This window comes from Streptomyces sp. NPDC051172, from assembly GCF_040682555.1.
Classification (GTDB): domain Bacteria; phylum Actinomycetota; class Actinomycetes; order Streptomycetales; family Streptomycetaceae; genus Streptomyces.
In genome coordinates this window covers 65,042-84,372 of the sequence record NZ_JBFBBE010000039.1, presented here as the reverse complement: position 1 = coordinate 84,372, position 19,331 = coordinate 65,042, and the positions used below count along the sequence as shown (strand labels likewise).

The 19,331-nt window shown below is 69.6% G+C and carries 17 protein-coding genes and 1 tRNA gene; 1 reads left to right on the top strand and 17 read right to left on the bottom strand.

Features of this window, described 5'->3' with window-relative positions:
• Window positions 1-103 precede the first annotated feature (103 nt).
• From AB0N07_RS23885 to rsmH, 17 genes are all read right to left on the bottom strand, one after another.
• Window positions 104-178, bottom strand: a tRNA-Pro gene (locus AB0N07_RS23885).
• A gap of 113 nt (window positions 179-291) precedes the next feature.
• Window positions 292-1,479 (bottom strand): DivIVA domain-containing protein, encoded by a 1,188-nt coding sequence (locus AB0N07_RS23880; RefSeq protein WP_365838180.1) that lies wholly within the window; start codon window positions 1,477-1,479, stop codon window positions 292-294.
• 56 nt (window positions 1,480-1,535) lie between these two features.
• Window positions 1,536-1,820 (bottom strand): YggT family protein, encoded by a 285-nt coding sequence (locus AB0N07_RS23875; RefSeq protein WP_016435858.1) that lies wholly within the window; start codon window positions 1,818-1,820, stop codon window positions 1,536-1,538.
• Between the two features lie 73 nt (window positions 1,821-1,893).
• Window positions 1,894-2,535 (bottom strand): cell division protein SepF, encoded by a 642-nt coding sequence (gene sepF / locus AB0N07_RS23870; RefSeq protein ID WP_115908675.1) that lies wholly within the window; start codon window positions 2,533-2,535, stop codon window positions 1,894-1,896.
• A 128-nt stretch (window positions 2,536-2,663) separates the two neighbouring features.
• Entirely contained in the window at window positions 2,664-3,398 is a 735-nt protein-coding gene (locus AB0N07_RS23865; protein ID WP_365838178.1) for a YggS family pyridoxal phosphate-dependent enzyme, read from the bottom strand.
• 5 nt (window positions 3,399-3,403) lie between these two features.
• Window positions 3,404-4,141, bottom strand: coding sequence for a peptidoglycan editing factor PgeF (pgeF, locus tag AB0N07_RS23860; RefSeq protein WP_365838176.1), 738 nt, complete (start codon window positions 4,139-4,141; stop codon window positions 3,404-3,406).
• Window positions 4,138-5,334 (bottom strand): cell division protein FtsZ, encoded by a 1,197-nt coding sequence (gene ftsZ, locus AB0N07_RS23855; protein WP_123964564.1) that lies wholly within the window; start codon window positions 5,332-5,334, stop codon window positions 4,138-4,140. The genes pgeF and ftsZ overlap by 4 nt, the downstream gene beginning before the upstream one ends.
• Window positions 5,335-5,611: 277 nt before the next feature.
• On the bottom strand, window positions 5,612-6,406 hold the full coding sequence (locus AB0N07_RS23850; protein ID WP_365838173.1) for an FtsQ-type POTRA domain-containing protein: 795 nt from the start codon (window positions 6,404-6,406) through the stop codon (window positions 5,612-5,614).
• Between the two features lie 25 nt (window positions 6,407-6,431).
• The gene (gene murG / locus AB0N07_RS23845) at window positions 6,432-7,529 is read right to left on the bottom strand and encodes an undecaprenyldiphospho-muramoylpentapeptide beta-N-acetylglucosaminyltransferase (RefSeq protein ID WP_365838171.1); all 1,098 of its coding nucleotides are present in this window, start codon (window positions 7,527-7,529) and stop codon (window positions 6,432-6,434) included.
• Window positions 7,530-7,535: 6 nt separating this feature from the next.
• Complete coding sequence (gene ftsW / locus AB0N07_RS23840) at window positions 7,536-8,897, bottom strand: putative lipid II flippase FtsW (RefSeq protein WP_344404065.1); 1,362 nt, start codon at window positions 8,895-8,897, stop codon at window positions 7,536-7,538.
• 195 nt (window positions 8,898-9,092) lie between these two features.
• Complete coding sequence (murD, locus tag AB0N07_RS23835; RefSeq protein WP_365838169.1) at window positions 9,093-10,511, bottom strand: UDP-N-acetylmuramoyl-L-alanine--D-glutamate ligase; 1,419 nt, start codon at window positions 10,509-10,511, stop codon at window positions 9,093-9,095.
• Window positions 10,493-11,566 (bottom strand): phospho-N-acetylmuramoyl-pentapeptide-transferase, encoded by a 1,074-nt coding sequence (gene mraY, locus AB0N07_RS23830; RefSeq protein WP_365838167.1) that lies wholly within the window; start codon window positions 11,564-11,566, stop codon window positions 10,493-10,495. The genes murD and mraY overlap by 19 nt, the downstream gene beginning before the upstream one ends.
• Complete coding sequence (gene murF / locus AB0N07_RS23825) at window positions 11,563-12,969, bottom strand: UDP-N-acetylmuramoyl-tripeptide--D-alanyl-D-alanine ligase (RefSeq protein ID WP_344404068.1); 1,407 nt, start codon at window positions 12,967-12,969, stop codon at window positions 11,563-11,565. Before murF ends, mraY begins: the two co-directional genes overlap by 4 nt.
• A gap of 4 nt (window positions 12,970-12,973) precedes the next feature.
• Window positions 12,974-14,494: a UDP-N-acetylmuramoyl-L-alanyl-D-glutamate--2,6-diaminopimelate ligase gene (locus tag AB0N07_RS23820; RefSeq protein ID WP_365838165.1), complete on the bottom strand. Its 1,521-nt coding sequence runs from the start codon at window positions 14,492-14,494 to the stop codon at window positions 12,974-12,976.
• Window positions 14,495-14,655: 161 nt separating this feature from the next.
• Window positions 14,656-16,623: a penicillin-binding protein 2 gene (locus AB0N07_RS23815; protein WP_365838163.1), complete on the bottom strand. Its 1,968-nt coding sequence runs from the start codon at window positions 16,621-16,623 to the stop codon at window positions 14,656-14,658.
• Between the two features lie 5 nt (window positions 16,624-16,628).
• Window positions 16,629-17,150 (bottom strand): septum formation initiator family protein, encoded by a 522-nt coding sequence (locus AB0N07_RS23810; protein WP_365838161.1) that lies wholly within the window; start codon window positions 17,148-17,150, stop codon window positions 16,629-16,631.
• Between the two features lie 55 nt (window positions 17,151-17,205).
• Entirely contained in the window at window positions 17,206-18,162 is a 957-nt protein-coding gene (gene rsmH / locus AB0N07_RS23805; protein WP_365838159.1) for a 16S rRNA (cytosine(1402)-N(4))-methyltransferase RsmH, read from the bottom strand.
• A 420-nt stretch (window positions 18,163-18,582) separates the two neighbouring features.
• On the opposite strand from rsmH, the gene AB0N07_RS23800 reads away from it, so the two are divergent.
• Window positions 18,583-19,128 carry a carbonic anhydrase gene (locus AB0N07_RS23800; RefSeq protein WP_365838157.1) on the top strand — a complete coding sequence of 182 codons (546 nt, stop codon included), beginning with the start codon at window positions 18,583-18,585 and terminating at the stop codon, window positions 19,126-19,128.
• The last annotated feature ends 203 nt before the right edge of the window (window positions 19,129-19,331 follow it).

Sequence of the window (19,331 nt, the reverse complement as noted above, 5' to 3'; positions counted from 1 at the left end):
CCGACGCCCCACGGCTTACCGCCCCCCCCGACGCCCCGGCACCCCAAAACATGTGGGCGGCCCGGGGCCTTCGGCGTTGTGTGCGCACGTACGGCTGACGCACTGGGGCGGGCCGGATTCGAACCGGCGTCCTCCGATATGCCATAGCGGCGCGACAACCAACTGCGCTACGCACCCCAGTGCGGCGAGAACGCTACCTCATGCCAAAGGGCGGGGCCCCCGGATTTTCCGGGGGCCCCGCCCTGTTGAACGCTGCCGACGCCTATGGCGTACTAATGGCCGTGGCGGCCGTCAGTTGTCGTCCTCGTCGATCAGGAACCCGCGCATGGGCGAGGGAGCCTGACCCATCGGCGACGGGCCCTGCGGCCGCACCGGTGCCATCGGCTGGGTCATCGCCGGGGACATCTGCTGCTGGCCGCCGTAGGACGGACCAGCGGGAGCCGGGCCGCCACCCATGGTCGGGTTGCCGCCGTACGACGGGGCGCTCGCGCCTGCCGGTGCCATGGAAGGCGCCGGGGACGGCGGAAGCGACGCGGTCGCCGGGGTACGCGGCGGGGCCAGCGAGTCGTCGGACTGGGTCTCAAGCTGACGCAGCTGGGACTCGAGGTACGACTTCAGGCGCGTACGGTACTCGCGCTCGAAGCCGCGCAGGTCCTCGACCTTGCGCTCCAGCGTGGCGCGGGCGGACTCCAGGGAGCCCATCGCGACGCGGTGCTTCTCCTGCGCGTCCCGCTCCAGCGCGTCGGCCTTGGCACGGGCGTCACGCTCGAGGCCCTCGGCGCGGCTGCGGGCCTCGCCGACGATCTTGTTGGCTTCGGAGCGGGCCTCGGCGATCGCCTGGTCGGCGGTCTGCTGGGCCAGCGAGAGGACACGGGCGGCGCTGTCGCCACCGGGGCCCTGACCGGGGCCGCCCATCGGACCGCCCATGGGGCCGCCCATCGGACCACCCATCTGCTGCTGCATGGGAGGCTGTCCGCCCATCGGACCCTGCCCCATGGGGCCCTGGCCCATGGGACCCTGACCCATGGGACCCTGACCCATCGGACCCTGACCCATCGGGCCGGGACCCTGGGGACCACCCTGACCGCCGGGACCGGCGGGCAGCTGCGGGGCACCGCTCGGCAGCTGGGGCGGACCACCCATGGGGCCACCCATCTGCTGCTGCGGCGGGCCCGATATGCCGGCGGGTACGGGAGCACCCGGACCGCGCATCCCCTGCGGAGGCATGCCCTGCTGCTGATCCTGCGGACCGGGACCGCCGGGACCCTCCGGGGGCTTGCGCATGTTCTGCTGGTTCTGAGCAGCAGCGCGCGTGGCCGCGGCCAGTTTGGCCCGTAGGTCCTCGTTCTCGCGGAGGAGACGGGTCAGTTCGGCTTCGACCTCATCGAGGAAGGCATCGACCTCGTCCTCGTCATAGCCTTCTCGGAGGCGGACGGTCGTGAACTGCTTGTTCCGCACGTCCTCGGGGGTCAACGGCATCTCTTCACCTCAACGTAGTCGTCGGCATTCGGCAAGACGGTAGGTCACATCGCTCATCACAGCCGGCTCACGATCGAGATCAGGATGTAGACGATGATCATCAGTACGAAGAAGGACAGGTCGAGCGCCACGCCCCCGAGACGCAGCGGCGGAATGAACCGCCGCAGAAGCTTGAGCGGTGGATCGGTGACAGTGTAGGTGGCCTCCAGAACGACCACCATCGCCTTGCCGGGTTGCCATGAGCGGGCGAACTGGAAGACGTAGTCCATGACCAACCGGAAGATGAGCACGATGAGGAAGCACATCAGCGCGATGTAGATGACATCCAGGACCACGCTCATTGCTGGTGCTTCCCTCTCCCCTGTTTCCGTGCTGCTGGGTACTACTTTGTACTGCTGTTTCCGGTCGTGCGTCTCAGCTCTGGTTGAAGAACCCGCCCTCTGCGATGCGGGCCTTGTCCTCCGCCGTGACATCGACGTTAGCAGGAGACAACAGGAACACCTTCTGGGTCACCCGCTCGATGCTGCCGTGAAGACCAAACACCAAACCGGCCGCAAAGTCGACAAGTCGCTTCGCGTCTGTGTCATCCATCTCAGTCAGATTCATGATCACCGGGGTGCCCTCACGGAAGTGTTCCCCGATGGTACGGGCCTCGTTGTAGGTCCGCGGGTGAAGCGTGGTGATCCGGTAAGGCTCTCGTTCCGACACGACCTTGGGCATGATCACCGGTGCGTTCTTCTCCAGACTTGCGCGTTCTTGTGTGATGGACGCCACGGGCGCGATGCGCGCCGGACGGCCGGATTCCGCGGGGAGCGAAGCGGAGCGTGCGACCGGCTCGCGCGCGGCGGGCGGTTGTACGATTCGCACCTCTTCATCCCGTTGGGACTGATGTGCTACGTGGGACTGGTGGGACGGCTCGTGCCTCCGATGGTCCCGTTCGGGTTCGGGGTCCAGTTCGGGCTCGAAGTCGTCATCGGGGTCGAATCCCCGGCCGTCGTACCCATCGTCCTCCACGAGGCCGAGGTAGACCGCCATCTTGCGCATCGCGCCGGCCATGCTCTGAGTCCTCCGCTCTGTGGTGGATCGGCTGACGACTGCCAAGTGCCCGCGATCCACGAGGTCGTTGCGCCCGCCTTCGGTGGCACTGACCATATTTTCTGCTGTGGTCCGACTTCCTGGCGACGTTACCCGAGCCTGGGGCGGACTCCGAGTACCGCGGTACCGACGCGTACATGTGTCGCTCCGGCGGCCACGGCCTGTTCGAGGTCCGCACTCATTCCTGCCGAGACCATGTTCGCAGCCGGATGAGCCCGGCGCAGGTCCGTCGACAAATCCATCAACCGCTCGAACGCGGCGAGTTCGCGCCCTGCGTAGGGGCCGGTGAGCGGCGCGACGGTCATCAGACCGTCCAGCCGCAGACCCGGCGCCCCGGCGATCAGCTCGCCCAACTCTTCGATTCCGCCGGGCCCGACGCCCCCGCGCTCCCCATGTCCTCCCCTTCCCGCCGCAGGCTCCTCGGCGTCGAGCGCGACCTGGATCAGACAGCCGAGTTCGCGCTCCTGGCGCACCGCCTCCTTGGAGAGCGCCGTGACGAGCCGAGCCCGATCAACGGACTGCACCAATCCGGCATAACCGACCACGGATCGCACCTTGTTGGTCTGCAATTGACCCACAAAATGCCAAGTCAAGGGCAGATCCGAGCAGGCCGCGGCCTTGGGGGCCGCATCCTGGTCGCGGTTCTCGGCCACGTGCCGCACACCGAGCTCCGACAGAATGCGCACATCGCTCGCCGGGTACGTCTTGGTGACCACGATCAGGGTCACCTCCTCGCGCTTGCGTCCGGCGGCCGTGCAGGCGGTGGCGATGCGACGCTCCACCTTCGCCAGGTTTTCGGCGAGTTCGTCCTTACGGTCCCTCATGCCCCTCAGTCCAGCCAGACATATCCCGCGAGTCGTCCCGTGGTTCGATCGCGGCGGTACGAGAAGTGGTCGGCCGACTCGATCGTGCACACCGGAGACTGCTCCCGGTCGTGCACCCCGAGCCGTTCGAGCTGCGCATGCACTCCGGCGGTCACATCCACCGCCGGCGTGCCCCAACTCGTCTCGGAGTACGCCGCCGGTTCGACGGCGGCGACCTCGGCGCGCATCGCCTCCGGCACCTCGTAGCAGCGGCCGCAGACGGCGGGTCCGGTCCGGGCGACGATCCGGCCCGGCTCGGCGCCGAGTTCCGTCATGACCCGTACGGCGGCCGGGACGACCCCGGCGACCATGCCGGGCCGCCCCGCATGGGCCGCGGCGACGACTCCGGCGACCGGGTCGGCGAGCAGAACGGGTGTGCAGTCGGCGGTGAGGACGGCGAGGGCGAGACCACGCTGCACCGTGACGACGGCGTCGACCTCGGGCACCGGACGATCACCCCACGGGCCGTCGACCACCGCCACCTCCGCGCCGTGCACCTGGTTCATCCAGACCACCCGAGCCGCTTGGAGGCCAAGGGACTTGGCGGCCAGTTCGCGGTTGGTCCGTACGGCACCGGGGTCGTCGCCGACGGCTCCGCCGAGGTTGAGCTCCTCGTACGGAACGGCGCTCACCCCGCCCCACCGGTCGGTGAAGGCGAAGTGCGCGCCGTTCACGGTGCTCGTTGCGGAGCGCTGCCCTATCACTTCAGGAAGTCCGGCACGTCCAGTTCCTCGGCCGCGCTGTCCGCGTAGGACCTCGACGGCGGGACCGGCGGGGCGGCCGTGATGTCGCTCGCCGGCTCCGGAGCGGGCTCAGGGTCCTCCTTCGGCGTGACGCTGCCGAGCGAGCCGAAGGACGGGCGGCTCTCGGGCTGCCGTACCGGAGTGGGTTCGTCGCGGCGGGCCGAGGACGAGGACGAGCCCATGACCGTCTCCCGGCGCGCCGGCGGCTGGCCGCCGTCGAAGCCCGCGGCGATGACGGTGACCCGCACCTCGTCGCCGAGGGCGTCGTCGATGACCGCGCCGAAGATGATGTTGGCCTCGGGGTGGGCGGCCTCGCTGACCAGCTGGGCCGCCTCGTTGATCTCGAACAGTCCGAGGTCGGAGCCGCCGGAGATGGAGAGCAGCACCCCGCGGGCGCCGTCGATGGAGGCCTCCAGGAGCGGCGAGGAGATCGCCATCTCGGCCGCGGCCACCGCGCGGTCGTCGCCGCGGGCCGAGCCGATGCCCATGAGGGCCGAACCCGCCTCGGACATCACGGACTTCACGTCGGCGAAGTCGAGGTTGATCAGACCGGGCGTGGTGATCAGGTCGGTGATGCCCTGCACACCGGAGAGCAGGACCTGGTCGGCCGACTTGAAGGCGTCGAGCACCGAGACCTGGCGGTCCGAGATGGACAGCAGCCGGTCGTTCGGGATGACGATGAGGGTGTCGACCTCTTCGCGGAGTTCGGCGATGCCGTCCTCGGCCTGGTTGGCGCGGCGCCGGCCCTCGAAGGTGAACGGGCGCGTGACCACGCCGATGGTGAGGGCGCCCAGGGACCGGGCGATGTTGGCCACGACGGGCGCGCCGCCGGTGCCGGTGCCGCCGCCTTCACCGGCCGTCACAAAGACCATGTCGGCCCCCTTGAGGACCTCTTCGATCTCCTCGCGGTGATCCTCGGCGGCCTTGCGGCCGACGGCCGGGTTGGCTCCGGCGCCGAGTCCGCGGGTGAGTTCGCGGCCGACGTCGAGCTTGACGTCGGCGTCGCTCATCAACAGCGCCTGCGCGTCGGTGTTGATGGCGATGAACTCGACGCCCTTGAGACCGACCTCGATCATCCGGTTGATGGCATTGACACCACCGCCGCCGACACCGATGACTTTGATGACTGCGAGGTAGTTCTGCGGTGCTGCCACGTCGAAGGCCTCTCGCCTCGAGTTACGTGTCGCCGTTTCGCAGAGGATGCGATCCGGCGACTGATGCCGAATGGGACGGTCCGTTACGCCGACCCGAACCCTAACGTTGAAGTTTAGGGTTACCAGTGTGACTGTTCGCTGGAGTCTTCCGAACAGGACACTAAGTCGACAAGTGGCGCACGTTCAACGAACACGCCGAACCTCCCGTTTTTCTTTTCACCCTATGTGATCAGCCATAGCGCTGCCCAACCAGGGTGCTGGCCTGCGCTGATGTGCGTCAACTCCCCGATGACGCAGGGGTGGTGGGAACCGAGACGTCGAAGTGCCGCGCATCCGGCGCCGCTTTCATGAGTGCGGTGAGCGTACGGGCCTTCGCGGCACCCTTCTCGCTGCTCCCCCACAGGACGTTCCGGCCGTCGCTCAACTCCAGCGAGATGTCGTCGTACGAACGGACCTTGACGGTCTCGGTGGCGCGCGCGACGGCGGCCGGAATGGCGCGGGCGACAAGCGCCGCCTCCGCCACCAAGCGGTCCTCGCCGAAGCGCCGCAGGCTCGCGGCCGAGGACTGGGAGGAGGAGGTGCTCAATTCCAGTGCGGGAATGCCTTTCGGGGCTTCTGAAACCGTAGCGAAACGGACACCCTTGCGGTCCACTTCGGCGAACTTTCCACCCTTTTGCACAATGAGAACCGGAGTACGCTCACTCACTTTCAGCCCGATTCCGTGGGGCCACGAACGGACCACGTCAACCGTGTCAATTCGGGGCAGTTTCCGTCGCAGTCGCGCCTCAATCGCATCGGTGTCGACGGAAATCATCGGCGCCCCGACCGGGACCTGGGCGGCCTCGCGCACCTGCGCGGGCGTCAACACCCGGGTCCCGGAGATCGACACGCGCTCCACACGCACCCACTGCGAGCCGTACAACAGCCAGACTGTGCCCGCCCCGAGCAGGACGAGCAGCACGGCAAGGCTGATGATCATACGAAGGCGACGCAGCCTCAACCGCCGCGCCGGAGGCGGGCCGGACGACTCCTGCTGGCGTTCACCGCGCTCGGCGGTCGTCGGTCCGGCCACGCTTCCTGCCTTTCGTCACACGTGCCTAGTGGTGTGCACGCTTGGCGGCGATCGCCTCGTACACCATGCCGACGAGCAGGTCGTCGGCGTCCCGGCGGCCGAACTCGGCGGCGGCGCGGGACATCTCGTACAGCCGGTGCGGGTCGGCGAGCACGGGCAGGACGTTGCCGCGTACCCAGTCGGGCGTCAGTTCCGCGTCGTCGACCAGCAGGCCGCCGCCGGCCTTGACCACCGGCTGGGCGTTCAGCCGCTGTTCGCCGTTGCCGATGGGCAGCGGGACATAGGCGGCCGGGAGTCCGACGGCGGAGAGTTCGGCGACGGTCATCGCGCCCGCACGGCAGAGCATCATGTCGGCCGCGGCGTACGCGAGGTCCATCCGGTCCAGGTAACTTACCGGGATATAGGGGGGCATTCCCGGCATCTGCTGCACCCGCGGCAGTTCGTTCTTCGGACCGACCGCGTGCAGGATCTGGATGCCGGCCTGCTGCAGCCAGGGCGCGACCTGCTGGACGACCTCGTTGAGGCGGCGGGCGCCCTGCGAGCCGCCGGAGACCAGCAGCGTGGGCAGGTTGGGGTCGAGGCCGAACGCCGCGCGGGCCTCGGGGCGGGCGGCGGCCCGGTCGAGGGTGGCGATGGTGCGACGCAGCGGGATGCCGATGTAGCGGGCGTCGCGCAGCTTGCTGTCCGGGGTGGAGACGGCGACCCTGGCGGCGTAGCGCGAGCCGATCTTGTTGGCGAGGCCGGGGCGGGCGTTGGCCTCGTGGATGACGATCGGCACGCCGAGGCGCTTGGCGGCGAGGTAGCCGGGCAGCGCGACATAGCCGCCGAAGCCGACGACGGCGTCCGCCTTGGTGCGCTCCAGGATCTGCTCGGTCGCCTTGATCGTGCCGCGCAGCCGGCCCGGGACGGTGATCAGTTCGGGGGTCGGCTTGCGCGGCAGCGGTACCGCCGGGATCAGCGCGAGCTCGTAACCCCGCTGCGGAACGAGCGTGGTCTCAAGGCCCCGCTCCGTGCCCAGGGCCGTGATCCCCACGGTCGGGTCCTGCCTGCGCAGGGCGTCCGCGAGGGCGAGCGCGGGCTCGATGTGGCCGGCGGTCCCCCCACCGGCGAGTACGACATGCACCGAAATTCACCGCTCTCCGGACGAGCGCGCCGCCGAGGCACGCCGTCGCATCGTGTTCCATCTCCGAGGCCCCCGATCCCGCACGGCGCCTCCCGCCCGCTTTCTACCAAAGCGGGGTTGCCGCATGGAAAGCGCCGCCCGCGCAGCGGGCTCGTCACGCGCGAACGTGATCATCAGCCCGATGGCGAACATGGTCGGCAGCAGGGCGGATCCTCCGTAGGAGAACAGCGGGAGGGGGACGCCGGCGATCGGCAGCAGACCGAGCACCGCACCGATGTTGATCACGGCCTGGGCCGTGATCCAGGTGGTCACGCCTCCCGCGGCATACCTGACGAAGGGGTCCTCCGTACGTCCGGCCACGCGGATACCCGCATAGCCTAGAGCCGCGAAGAGGGCGAGCACCGACAGCGTCCCCGCCAGGCCCAGTTCCTCACCGGTGACGGCGAAGATGAAGTCCGTGTGCGCTTCCGGGAGTTGCCCCCATTTTTCCACACTCGCGCCGAGCCCGGATCCGAAGATTCCGCCTGATGCGAGGGCGTAGATGCCGTGCACGGCCTGCCAGCAGTCGGCGACCCCGGACTTCGGCTCGGTGGCGCCGATGCAGGCGAGCCGTGCCATGCGGTTGGGGCTGGTCTTGATCAGGATCACACCGATCGCGGCCGCAATCGACAGCACACCGACGAACAGGCGGGTGGGCGCACCGGCCAGCCACAGCAGGCCGAAAAGGATCGCCGTCAGGATGATCGCCGTACCCATGTCGCCGCCGAGCATGATCAGCCCGAGCAGCATGAAGGCGACCGGAACGAGCGGCACCAGCATGTGCTTCCACTGGGTGAGGAGCTTCTTGTCCTGCTTGCGGGCCAGCAGGTCCGCGCCCCACAGCACCAGCGCCAGCTTGCCGAACTCGCTGGGCTGGACCTGGAAGGAGCCGCCGAGCGAGATCCAGTTCTGGTTGCCGTTGACCGACATCCCTATCCCCGGCACCTGCACCAGCGCCATCAGGAAGACCGCACCCGCGAGAATCGGGTAGGCGAGCGCCCGGTGCAGCTTCACCGGCATGAGCGAGGCGATCAACAGCAGGACACCGCCGATGACGGCGGCGAGGAGCTGCTTGCGGAAGAAGTACGAGCCCGGCAGGGACATCTGCAGCGCCGTGATCTGGGAGGCCGAGTAGACCATCACCAGACCGAGCACGGTGATCAGCAGGCTCCCGCCCATGATCAGGTAGTAGGCGGTCAGCGGCCGGTCCCAGGCGCGCTTGGCGTTGAGGTAGAAGCGACGCAGCGGGTTCTCGCGGACCGGCCCGGCTGCGGCGGGCCGCCTGACGGCCCCCTGCACGGGCGGACGCCCGGTCCGGCTACCGGGCATCGGGGCCTCCGCTGTCCCTGGGGCCCGTCAGCCCGGCGTTACGGGCCCGGGCATGCCCGTCTGCGGCGCACCGGCCCGCGCCCGCGGCGGCCAAGACACACCGCACGTTACGGCCGGCCCGATCCGCCGGACAGGCCCTAGCCCTGGACGATCCCACGCGTCCCTCCCAAGGTCGCCCGGCTGCAGGCGGCCGGGTCAGGCGTCGAGTTCGCGGACCGCTTCTGCGAACGCGTCACCGCGCTTGTTGTAGTTGGCGAACATGTCCATCGAGGCGCAGGCGGGGGCCAGCAGCACCGTGTCGCCTGCGGTCGCGAGCCGCTGGGCCTCCTGGACAGCCGCAAGCATCGCCCCAGTGTCCGTCCGGTCGAGGTCGACGACGGGTACTTCGGGCGCGTGTCGCGCGAGGGCTTCACGGATGAGGGCGCGGTCCTTGCCGATGAGGACGACTCCGCGAAGTCGCTTTGCCGACTTGGCGACCAGTTCGTCGAAGGTCGCGCCCTTGGCGAGCCCGCCCGCGATCCACACGATGGACTCGTACGCCGCCAACGAGGCCTCGGCCGCATGCGTGTTGGTGGCCTTGGAGTCGTCGATGTACGCGACCCCGGAAACATCGGCCACGTGCGCGATGCGGTGCGCGTCCGGGGTGAAGTTCCTGAGGCCGTCGCGTACGGCCGCGGCGGGCACCCCGAAGGCGCGCGCGAGGGCCGCCGCCGCAAGGGCGTTGGCGATGTTGTGCGGGGCCGGCGGGTTGACGTCGGAGACCTCGGCGAGTTCCTGGGCGTTCTGCTGCCGGTTCTCCACGAAGGCACGGTCGACGAGGATGCCGTCCACGACACCGAGTTGGGAGGGCCCGGGCGTGCCGAGGGTGAAACCGATGGCCCGGCAGCCCTCCTCGACGTCGGCCTCGCGCACCAGGTCCTCGGTGGCCTTGTCGGCGACGTTGTAGACGCAGGCGACGCGATTGCCCTCGTAGATACGGCCCTTGTCGGCGGCGTACGCCTCCATGGAGCCGTGCCAGTCGAGGTGGTCGGGGGCCAGGTTCAGGACGGCGGCGGAGTGGGCGCGCAGGGAGGGGGCCCAGTGGAGCTGGTAGCTGGACAGCTCCACGGCGAGGACGTCGTACTGCTCCTCGCCCAGCACCACGTCCAGCAACGAGACGCCGATGTTGCCGACGGCCGCGGTGCGCAGCCCGGCGGCCTTCAGGATCGATGCCAGCATCTGGACGGTGGTGGTCTTGCCGTTGGTGCCGGTGACGGCGAGCCAGGGAGCCGCGTCGGGGCCCCGCAGGCGCCAGGCGAGTTCGACGTCGCCCCAGATGTCGACACCGGCCTCGCGGGCCGCGACGAACAGCGGCTTGTCCGGCTTCCAGCCCGGTGTGGTGACGATCAGCTCGGTGCCCTCGGGCAGGGTGGCGCCATCGCCCAGGCGCACGGTGATCCCGAGTGCCTCCAGTTCGGCGGCCTGCTCACGCGCGCGTGCGTCGTCGCCGTCGTTGACGACCGTGACGACCGCCCCGTGCGCGTGCAGCACCCTGGCCGCCGGGATACCGGAGACGCCGAGCCCGGCGACGGTGACGTGCTTGCCCTGCCAGTCGGTCACTTGTCCGCTGCCCATCCCGCGTAGAAGAGGCCCAGTCCGACGATCACACAGATGCCCTGGATGATCCAGAAGCGGACCACCACAAGGACCTCGGACCAGCCCTTGAGTTCGAAGTGGTGCTGGAGTGGCGCCATCCGGAAGACGCGCCTGCCGGTGAGGCGGAAGGAGCCGACCTGGATGACCACCGACATGGTGATGAGGACGAACAGACCGCCCATGATGGCCACCAGCAGCTCCGTGCGGGAGAGGATGGCCAGGCCCGTGAGGACACCGCCGAGGGCGAGCGAACCGGTGTCACCCATGAAGATCTTGGCCGGCGAGGTGTTCCACCACAGGAAGCCCAGGCAGGCGCCCATCAGCGCGGAGGCGATGACCGCGAGGTCGAGCGGATCGCGCACTTCGTAGCAGGCGGCAGGGTTGGTGAGGGTCTGGTCGTTGGCGCAGGACTCCTGGAACTGCCAGACGCCGATGAAGGTGTAGGCACCGAAGACGAGGACGGAGGCGCCGGTCGCCAGACCGTCCAGGCCGTCCGTCAGGTTCACGCCGTTCGACATCGCGAGGATCATGAACAGGGCCCAGACCACGAACAGCACCGGGCCGATCGACCAGCCGAAGTCCGTGATGAACGACAGTTTCGTCGAGGCCGGGGTGTTGCCGCGAGCGTCCTGGAACTGCAGCGCGAGCACCGCGAAGCTGATGCCGACGATCAGCTGGCCGGCCATCTTCGCCTTGGCTCGGAGGCCCAGCGAACGCCGCTTGACGATCTTGATGTAGTCGTCGAGGAAGCCGACCAGGCCCATGCCGACCATCAGACCGAGCACCAGCAGACCCGAGTAGGTCGGGGCGTAGCCGGTGATCACCTTGGAGAGGAAGTACGCGGCCACCGTCGCCAGGATGAAGGCGATGCCGCCCATGGTCGGCGTACCGCGCTTGCTGGCGTGCTCGCGCGGGCCGTCGTCCCGGATGTACTGGCCGTAGCCCTTGCGGGCCAGGAGCTTGATCAGCAGCGGGGTGCCGACCAGAGTCAGAAACAGGCCGATGACTCCCGAGAACAGGATCTGCTTCATCATCGGGCGGCAACCTCACCCTCGGCACCGGTCTCCAGCAGCGCCTGGGCGACGCTCTCGAGGCCGACCGAACGGGACGCCTTCACGAGAACGACGTCTCCCGGGCGCAACTCGCTGCGCAACAGGTCGACCGCCGCCTGTGCGTCGGACACGTGCACCGACTCCTCACCCCACGAACCCTCGTTATATGCGCCCAGTTGCAGCCAGGACGCTTCCCTGCCCCCGACCGCGACGAGCTTGCCGACATTGAGCCGGACGGCGAGCCGTCCGACCGCGTCGTGCTCGGCGAGCGCCTCGTCCCCGAGCTCGGCCATCTTGCCGAGCACCGCCCAGGTCCGCCGCCCGTTGCCCATGGCCGCGAGCGCGCGCAGGGCGGCTCGCATGGACTCGGGGTTCGCGTTGTAGGCGTCGTTGACGATGGTCACGCCGTCCGGTCGCTCGGTGACCTCCATGCGCCAGCGGGAGAGGGAGCCCGCCTCGGAGAGCGCGGTGGCGATCTCTTCCGCGGACATGCCCAGCTCATGGGCGACGGCGGCCGCGGCGAGCGCGTTCGACACGTGGTGCTCACCGTACAGGCGCATGGTCACATCGCTTGCACCGGAGGGTGTGTGGAGGGTGAAGGCAGGCTGTCCGCTGTCCGTGAGTCGCACGTTCTCGGCGCGTACGTCCGCTTCGTCGGCCTCTCCGAAGAGGAGCACCTTCGCCTTGGTACGGGATGCCATGGCCCGTACGAGGGGGTCGTCCGCGTTGAGGATCGCGGCGCCGTCCTCCGGAAGGGACTCCACCAGTTCGCCCTTGGCCTGCGCGATCTGCTCGCGGCCGCCGAACTCGCCAATGTGGGCGGTGCCGACGTTGAGGACGAGGCCGATCTTCGGGGGCGTCAGATCGGTGAGGTAGCGGATGTGGCCGATGCCGCGGGCGCCCATCTCCAGGACGAGGAACCTGGTCTCCTCGGTGGCGGACAGGGCGGTGAGGGGCAGCCCGATCTCGTTGTTGAGCGAGCCGGGCGTGAACACCGTCGGCGCCTTGCGCTGCAGGACCTGGGCGATCAGGTCCTTGGTGCTGGTCTTGCCCGCGGAGCCGGTGAGGGCCACGAGGGTCGCGCCGAGGCGTCGTACGACATGGCGGGCGAGGGCTCCGAGGGCGCTCTGGACGTCCTCGACGACGATCGCGGGCACGCCGACGGGGCGCGACGCCAGTACGGCGACCGCGCCCGCTTCGACGACCTGGGCTGCGAAGTCGTGGCCGTCGACCCGTTCGCCGACGAAGGCGGCGAAGAGGCTGCCGGGCTGTACCTCGCGGGAGTCCCGGACGACCGGAGCCGTGACCTGGACGGACGGATCCGGTATGTCGTGCGTCTGCCCGCCGACGACTTCTGCGATCTCGGCGAGAGAGAGGGCGATCACAAGTTCATCCCTGGGTCTTCTGGATGGCTTCTCGAAGCACCTGGCGGTCGTCGAAGGGACGGACCACCCCGGCGATGTCCTGGCCCTGCTCGTGGCCCTTGCCCGCGACCAGCACGGTGTCTCCGGGCCGTGCTCGGGCGACGGCTGCTGCGATCGCGGCGGCCCGGTCCTCGAAGACCTGGACCTCGCCGCGTTCGTGTGCTGGTACGGACGCCGCGCCCTCGAGCATGGTTGCAAGGATCGCGAGGGGGTCCTCGGAGCGGGGGTTGTCGGAGGTCAGTACGGCGGTGTCGGCGAGGCGGGCGACGGCTGCGCCCATCGGCGCGCGCTTGGTCCTGTCCCGGTCGCCGCCGCAGCCGAGCACGACGTGCAGCTTGCCCTCGGTGACCTTGCGCAGGGCGCGCAGGACCGATTCGACGGCGTCGGTCTTGTGGGCGTAGTCGACGACCGCGAGGTACGGCTGTCCGGCGTCCACGCGCTCCAGGCGGCCCGGCACGCCCGGCACGGCGGCGATGCCGTCGGCGGCGGTCTGCGGGTCGAGGCCCGCGGCGGCGAGGGCGACGACGGCGGCGAGGGTGTTGGCCACGTTGAAGCCGCCCGGCAGCGGCGCCTTCGCCTCGATCCGCTCGCCCTCGGGACCGATCACGGTGAACGTCGAGTCCAGCGGGCCGACTTGCACGTCCTCGGCGCGCCAGTCGGCGTCGGGGTGGCCCTCGGCCGAGAAGGTCACGACCGGGACGGTGGCCTCGTCGACCAGCCTGCGGCCGTACTCGTCGTCGAAGTTGACGACACCCAGTTTGCTGCGTTTCGGCGTGAACAGCTGTGCCTTGGCCCGGAAGTAGTCCTCCATGTCGGAGTGGAACTCCATGTGTTCCGGGCTGAGGTTGGTGAAGACGCCGATGTCGAAGACGCAGCCGTCGACCCGGCCGAGGACCAGCGCATGGCTGGAGACCTCCATGGCGACCGCCTCGACGCCGCGCTCGCGCATGACGGCGAACAGGGCCTGCAGGTCGGTGGCTTCGGGCGTGGTGCGCTCGGACTTGATGCGCTCGTCGCCGATGCGCATCTCGACCGTGCCGATGAGACCGGTGTTGCTCTTGGTCTTCAGGCCGCCCTCGACGAGGTAGGCGGTGGTGGTCTTGCCGGAGGTGCCGGTGATGCCGATCTGGAGCAGATCGCGGCCCGGGTGGCCGTAGATCGTGGCCGCCAGCTCGCCCATCCGCCCGCGCGGGTCGTCGACGACCAGGACCGGCAGGCCGGTCGCGGCGGCGCGCTCGGCGCCGGTCGGGTCGGTCAGCACGGCGGCCGCACCGAGGCCGGCGGCCTGCGTGACGAAGTCGGCGCCGTGCAGACGGGCCCCCGGGAGGGCGGCGTACAGGTCGCCGGGGCGGACGGCGCGCGAGTCATGGGTGATGCCCGTGACCTCGGTGGCGCTCTCCGGCGCGGTGGCACCCAGCTGATCGGCGAGTTCCGCGAGGGGTGTGGCGGAGACCTGCACCGGCCTGGGCGGCCCCGGATATGTCACGGATGCGCCCTTCTGGGTGGTTTGAGACTGATCAGCGTGTGGCACGGCGGTGAGCGTACCGGGCGCACCCGCTTGCGAGCGAAGTGAGGGGGCGGGGGCGCCCGGCTTGCCGGAGTCGGGAGTGATCATGGTCACGGAGCGTTCCTGGCTGGTTGCGCTGATCAGAAGGTGACGGGCAGGTTCGCGGCCTGCGCACCCGTGGGCGGGACCTGGAGGGTCTTCAGTGCGAACTCCATCACCTCCTTGTAGATGGGTCCGCAGATCTGGCCGCCGAAGTAACTCCCGCTCGTGGCGTTCTGGATGGCGCAGTACACGGTGATGCGGGGGTTGTCCGCAGGTGCGAATCCGGCGAACGAGGAGGTGTAGCCGCGGTACTGGCCGGTGGCCGGATCCACGCGGTTGGCCGTACCCGTCTTGCCCGCGACCCGGTAGCCGGGGATGCGCGCCTTGTTGCCGGTTCCCTCCCGGTCGTCGACGACCGACTCCAGCATCTGGGCGAGGGTCTTCGCCGTCTTCGCGCTGACGACCCTTGTCTTCACGGGCTTCGGGGTCGGGGTGAAGCGCCCGTCGGGCCCCTTGGTGCCGCGCACCAGCGTGGGCTGGATGCGGACGCCGCCGTTGGCGATGGTCGAGTAGACGGACGCCGCCTGCAGCGCGTTGATGGAGAAGCCCTGGCCGAAAGGAATCGTGTACTGCTGCGACGTCGACCACTTGGCGGGCGGAGCGAGGATGCCCTTGGTCTCGCCGGGCAGGCCGAGGCCGGTGTAGCTGCCGATGCCGAACTTGCGCAGATACGAGTAGAGGACGTCGTTGGCCTGCGCCTGCGTCCTGCCCAGCTGGCCGGCGGCAAGGATGGTGCCGATGTTGCTGGACTTGGCGAGCACGCCGTTGAGCGTGAGGTTCCAGGTGTCGTGGTCGATGTCGTCCTTGAAGAGCCGGTCGCCGCGGTGCAGCCGGTTCGGCACGACGACATGCGTCAGCGGGGTGGCGACGTTCTCCTGGAGTACGGCCGCCATCGACATGATCTTGGCCGTGGAGCCGGGCTCGTAGGCGTCCTCGACGGCCCAGTTGTGCAGGGCGTTCGGGTTCGCCTTGGAGAGGTCGTTGGGGTCGAAGCCCGGCGCGTTGGCCATCGCCAGGATCTCGCCGGTACGGGTGTCCTGCACTATCACGTACCCGCGGTCCGCCCCGGACTTCCTCACCTGCTGGCTGATCGCGTTCTGCGCGGCCCACTGGATGTCGCGGTCGAGGGTGAGCTCGACGTCGCTGCCGGGCACGGCGGGCGTCTCGGTGGAACCCGCGGTGGGCACCAGGCGGCCGCCGGACTGGGCGTAGCGGATCTTGCCGTCCTTGCCGGCCAGTTCCTTGTTGAGCTCCTGCTCGACGCCTCCGCCGCCCTTGCCCTGGTCGTTGACCCAGCCCAGTATCCCGGCGGCGAGGTCCCCGTTGGGATAGATCCGCTTGCTGCTGGGGTCGGCGAAGACGCCGGCGAGGACGTTGACCGTGGACTTGTCCTTCTCCCCCTTCGCGGTGAGCGCGGTCTTCAGGTCCTTGATCTGCTTCCAGACCTGCGGGGTCTGGCGGCGGGCGAGCAGGACGTAGCGCAGCTTCTTGTTCTTGGGGCGGAGCTTGTGGACGAGCGTGTCCTGGTCCATGCCGAGGATCGGTGCGAGGAGCGCGGCGGCCTGCTCGGGTCCGTCGCCGACCTTCAGCTGGTCGCGGGTGAACATCGTGGGGTCGGCCGTGAGGTCGTAGGCGTCCACGCTGGTCGCGAGGGCCACGCCGTTGCGGTCGAGGATGCCGCCGCGTTCGGCGGTCAGGACATGGCCCACGTAGCGGTTCTGGTCGGCCTTGGCGGCGTAGGCGCTCGCGTCGACGGCCTGTACCTGCAGCAGCCGTACGACGAAGGCGGTCAGCACCAGGGTGAGCGCCAGGCTGACCATGCGCAGCCGGGGGCGGGGGCTGCCCAGCCGCAGGGCGGCCGAGGCCGTGGGGCGGCCCGGAGCCGGGCGGCGGGCGGGGCGGGCGCCGGAGCCCGGGCGCCGGGCGCCGGCGGCAGGGCGGTCGGGGCGCGCGGGGCCGGGCACGCGGCGGCGCGGCGGTTGCCTTTCTCCGGAAGAGTCTGACACTTCCGTCACCTGCCGGGGGTCGTGGTCGTCTGGGCGGAATCGGCTTGTGAGGTGGGGGGCGGGCCGGCGGCCGGCGGGGCCGCGGCGGGCGCCGGCGGGAGCAGGACGAGCGGCATCTGCACCGCGGACTGCTCTGCCGCCCGGCTGACGGCCTGCTGGCCGGCGACCGAGGGGACGCCCTTGACGGTGCCGTCGGGATTCAGGAACGCGGGGTCCCCGCCGGGGATCATGCCGAGCTCGCGGGCCCGCTGCTGGAGGGCTTCGGGGGCGGAGTAGGAGTCGATGTCCCGCTGAAGCCCCTGTTCCTCGTCGGTGAGGCTCTTGGTGTCCCTCTGGAGGTCGTCGAGCTTGAACGAGCCTTCGCTGAGCGCGGAGTTCAGCACCAGGAGCGCGATCAGTCCGCCGCCCAGGAGGAGCACGACGAGCAGGACGAAGGGGGTGCGGGCCGCCTGTGCGCGGCTTCCCGGTCCGGGGAAGAGGCGTGCGAGACGAGCGGCCCGCCCCCGCAGTTCGGGTTTCCTGCTCACACGGCCTCCAGTGAGTCCGGTTGCCAGGCGCACTCGCTCGCCAACTCGTTCACCCTCATTCGATGGACTCCCTGATGCGCTGGGCTCCGCGCAGTCGCGCCGGAGCCGCCCGCCGGTTCTCGGCGACCTCTTCCTCGGTGGGAAGTTCGGCACCGCGGGTGAGCAGCTTGAGCCGGGGCTGGTACTGCTCGGGCACGATCGGCAGCCCCGGGGGCGCGGTGGTGGCCGCTCCGGCCGCGAACACCTGCTTGACCAGGCGGTCCTCGAGCGAGTGGTACGACAGCACGGCGATCCGTCCGCCCACGTCGAGCGCCTGCACGGCGGCCGGGATCGCCCGCTCCAGGACGGAGAGCTCGCCGTTGACCTCGATGCGCAGGGCCTGGAAGGTGCGCTTGGCCGGGTTGCCGCCGGTGCGCTTGGCGGCCTGCGGCAGCGCGTCCCGGATCAGCTCGACGAGCCGTGCGCTGTTGCTGAACGGCTCCTTCTCCCGCTCACGCACGATGGCGGCCACGATCCGCTTGGCCTGCTTCTCCTCGCCGTAGGCCCGCAGGATCCGGACGAGTTCGCCGGCCGGGTAGGTGTTGAGGACCTCGGCGGCGCTCATGCCGGTCGTCTGGTCCATGCGCATGTCGAGGGGGGCGTCCTGGGCGTAGGCGAAGCCGCGGTCGGCCTCGTCGAGCTGCATGGAGGAGACGCCGAGGTCGAACAGAACGCCCTGCACGCGCGCGATGCCGAGCCGCTCCAGTACGTCCGGCAGCTCGTCGTAGACCGCGTGCACCAGGGTGGCCCGCTCGCCGAACGGCGCGAGCCGCTCGCCGGACAGGCGCAGCGCCTCCTTGTCGCGGTCCAGGGCGACCAGCCGGGCCTCGGGGAACCGGGTCAGCAGTGCCTCGCTGTGACCGCCGAGGCCGAGGGTGCAGTCGACGACCACCGCTCCCGGCCGCTGCAGGGCGGGGGCCAACAGGTCCAGGCACCGCTGGAGCATCACCGGGACATGTCGACTCTGGCTCAAGGGGCCCTCTCAGATCCGGCGTGGTCATACGCACCGCCGGGTCCCCGCCCGCTCGTGAAGGGGAGGTCTGCCGGCGCCAGGAGCGTCAGCCGACCGGGAGCGGGAGGAGGCCGAGCCGTACGTACGCGCCGCGCACGTGGGGAGACCGTCCGTGCGAGCCGGGGTCTCCGGGGATTTCAGTCCAGCAGGGAGAGCCTCGCCTCCCGCTTCGCGTCACTTTAGTCCACGGTGTCTCGCGGTCAATCAACTGGCCTGCGCGTCGCGCCCCGGCGTGAGTGCGAAGCCGCAAATCCGGGAAATTCACGCGTACGGCTTCACCTCCGCCACCCATGTGGGTTACCTCACAAGAGGACTGTGATGACGCTCTTCTCCCGCTCTCACACCACGACCGGATCGCCTGTGACCAGTACCGTCATGGGTATGACGACTTCTGCATCTGTTCCCACCGAGTCCGAAGGCGCCATACGCGGCGGCACCGTGACCGACCGCCTGGTCGAGGCGAACGGACGATACGCCGAGGCATTCACCGACCCCGGGATGGACGCCCGCCCGGTGCTGCACGTGGCGGTCGTGGCCTGCATGGACGCCCGTATCGACCTGCACGCCGCACTCGGCCTCGAGCTCGGCGACTGCCACACCATCCGCAACGCGGGCGGCGTCGTCACCGACGACGTGATCCGCTCGCTCACCATCAGCCAGCGCAAGCTCGGCACCCGCAGCATCGTGCTCATCCATCACACCGGCTGCGGCCTGGAGGCCATCACCGAGGACTTCCGCACCGAGCTGGAGGACGAGGTCGGCCAGCGCCCCGCCTGGGCGGTGGAGGCCTTCCGTGACGTCGACCAGGACGTACGGCAGTCGATGCAGCGGGTACGCACCTCGCCGTTCCTGCAGCACACCGACGACGTACGCGGCTTCGTCTTCGACGTGAAGACGGGTCTGCTGCGCGAGATCGACCCCGCGTAAGGCGCTCGGCCCTTCTCGTTTTTCGCAAATCCCGCGCATGCTGGAGCCCAAGCGTCGTAAAACCCGACATACCGCAGCCAGTTGTCCACAGTCGAGTGACACGAAACGGTAACGGCAGCAAGAATGCGGGGTGTGGCGTCACGCGGAACTATTCACGCGTGGTGTCCGTGTTTCGGGGTGGGCCGGTCCGCACAGCAAGCGTC

Coding starts and splice junctions, on each gene's coding strand:
- AB0N07_RS23880 (WP_365838180.1), bottom strand. CDS start 1,479: ATGCCGTTGACCCCCGAGGACGTGCGGAACAAGCAGTTCACGACCGTC.
- AB0N07_RS23875 (WP_016435858.1), bottom strand. CDS start 1,820: ATGAGCGTGGTCCTGGATGTCATCTACATCGCGCTGATGTGCTTCCTC.
- sepF (WP_115908675.1), bottom strand. CDS start 2,535: ATGGCCGGCGCGATGCGCAAGATGGCGGTCTACCTCGGCCTCGTGGAG.
- AB0N07_RS23865 (WP_365838178.1), bottom strand. CDS start 3,398: ATGAGGGACCGTAAGGACGAACTCGCCGAAAACCTGGCGAAGGTGGAG.
- ftsW (WP_344404065.1), bottom strand. CDS start 8,897: ATGCCCGGTAGCCGGACCGGGCGTCCGCCCGTGCAGGGGGCCGTCAGG.
- murD (WP_365838169.1), bottom strand. CDS start 10,511: ATGGGCAGCGGACAAGTGACCGACTGGCAGGGCAAGCACGTCACCGTC.
- mraY (WP_365838167.1), bottom strand. CDS start 11,566: ATGATGAAGCAGATCCTGTTCTCGGGAGTCATCGGCCTGTTTCTGACT.
- AB0N07_RS23800 (WP_365838157.1), top strand. CDS start 18,583: ATGACGACTTCTGCATCTGTTCCCACCGAGTCCGAAGGCGCCATACGC.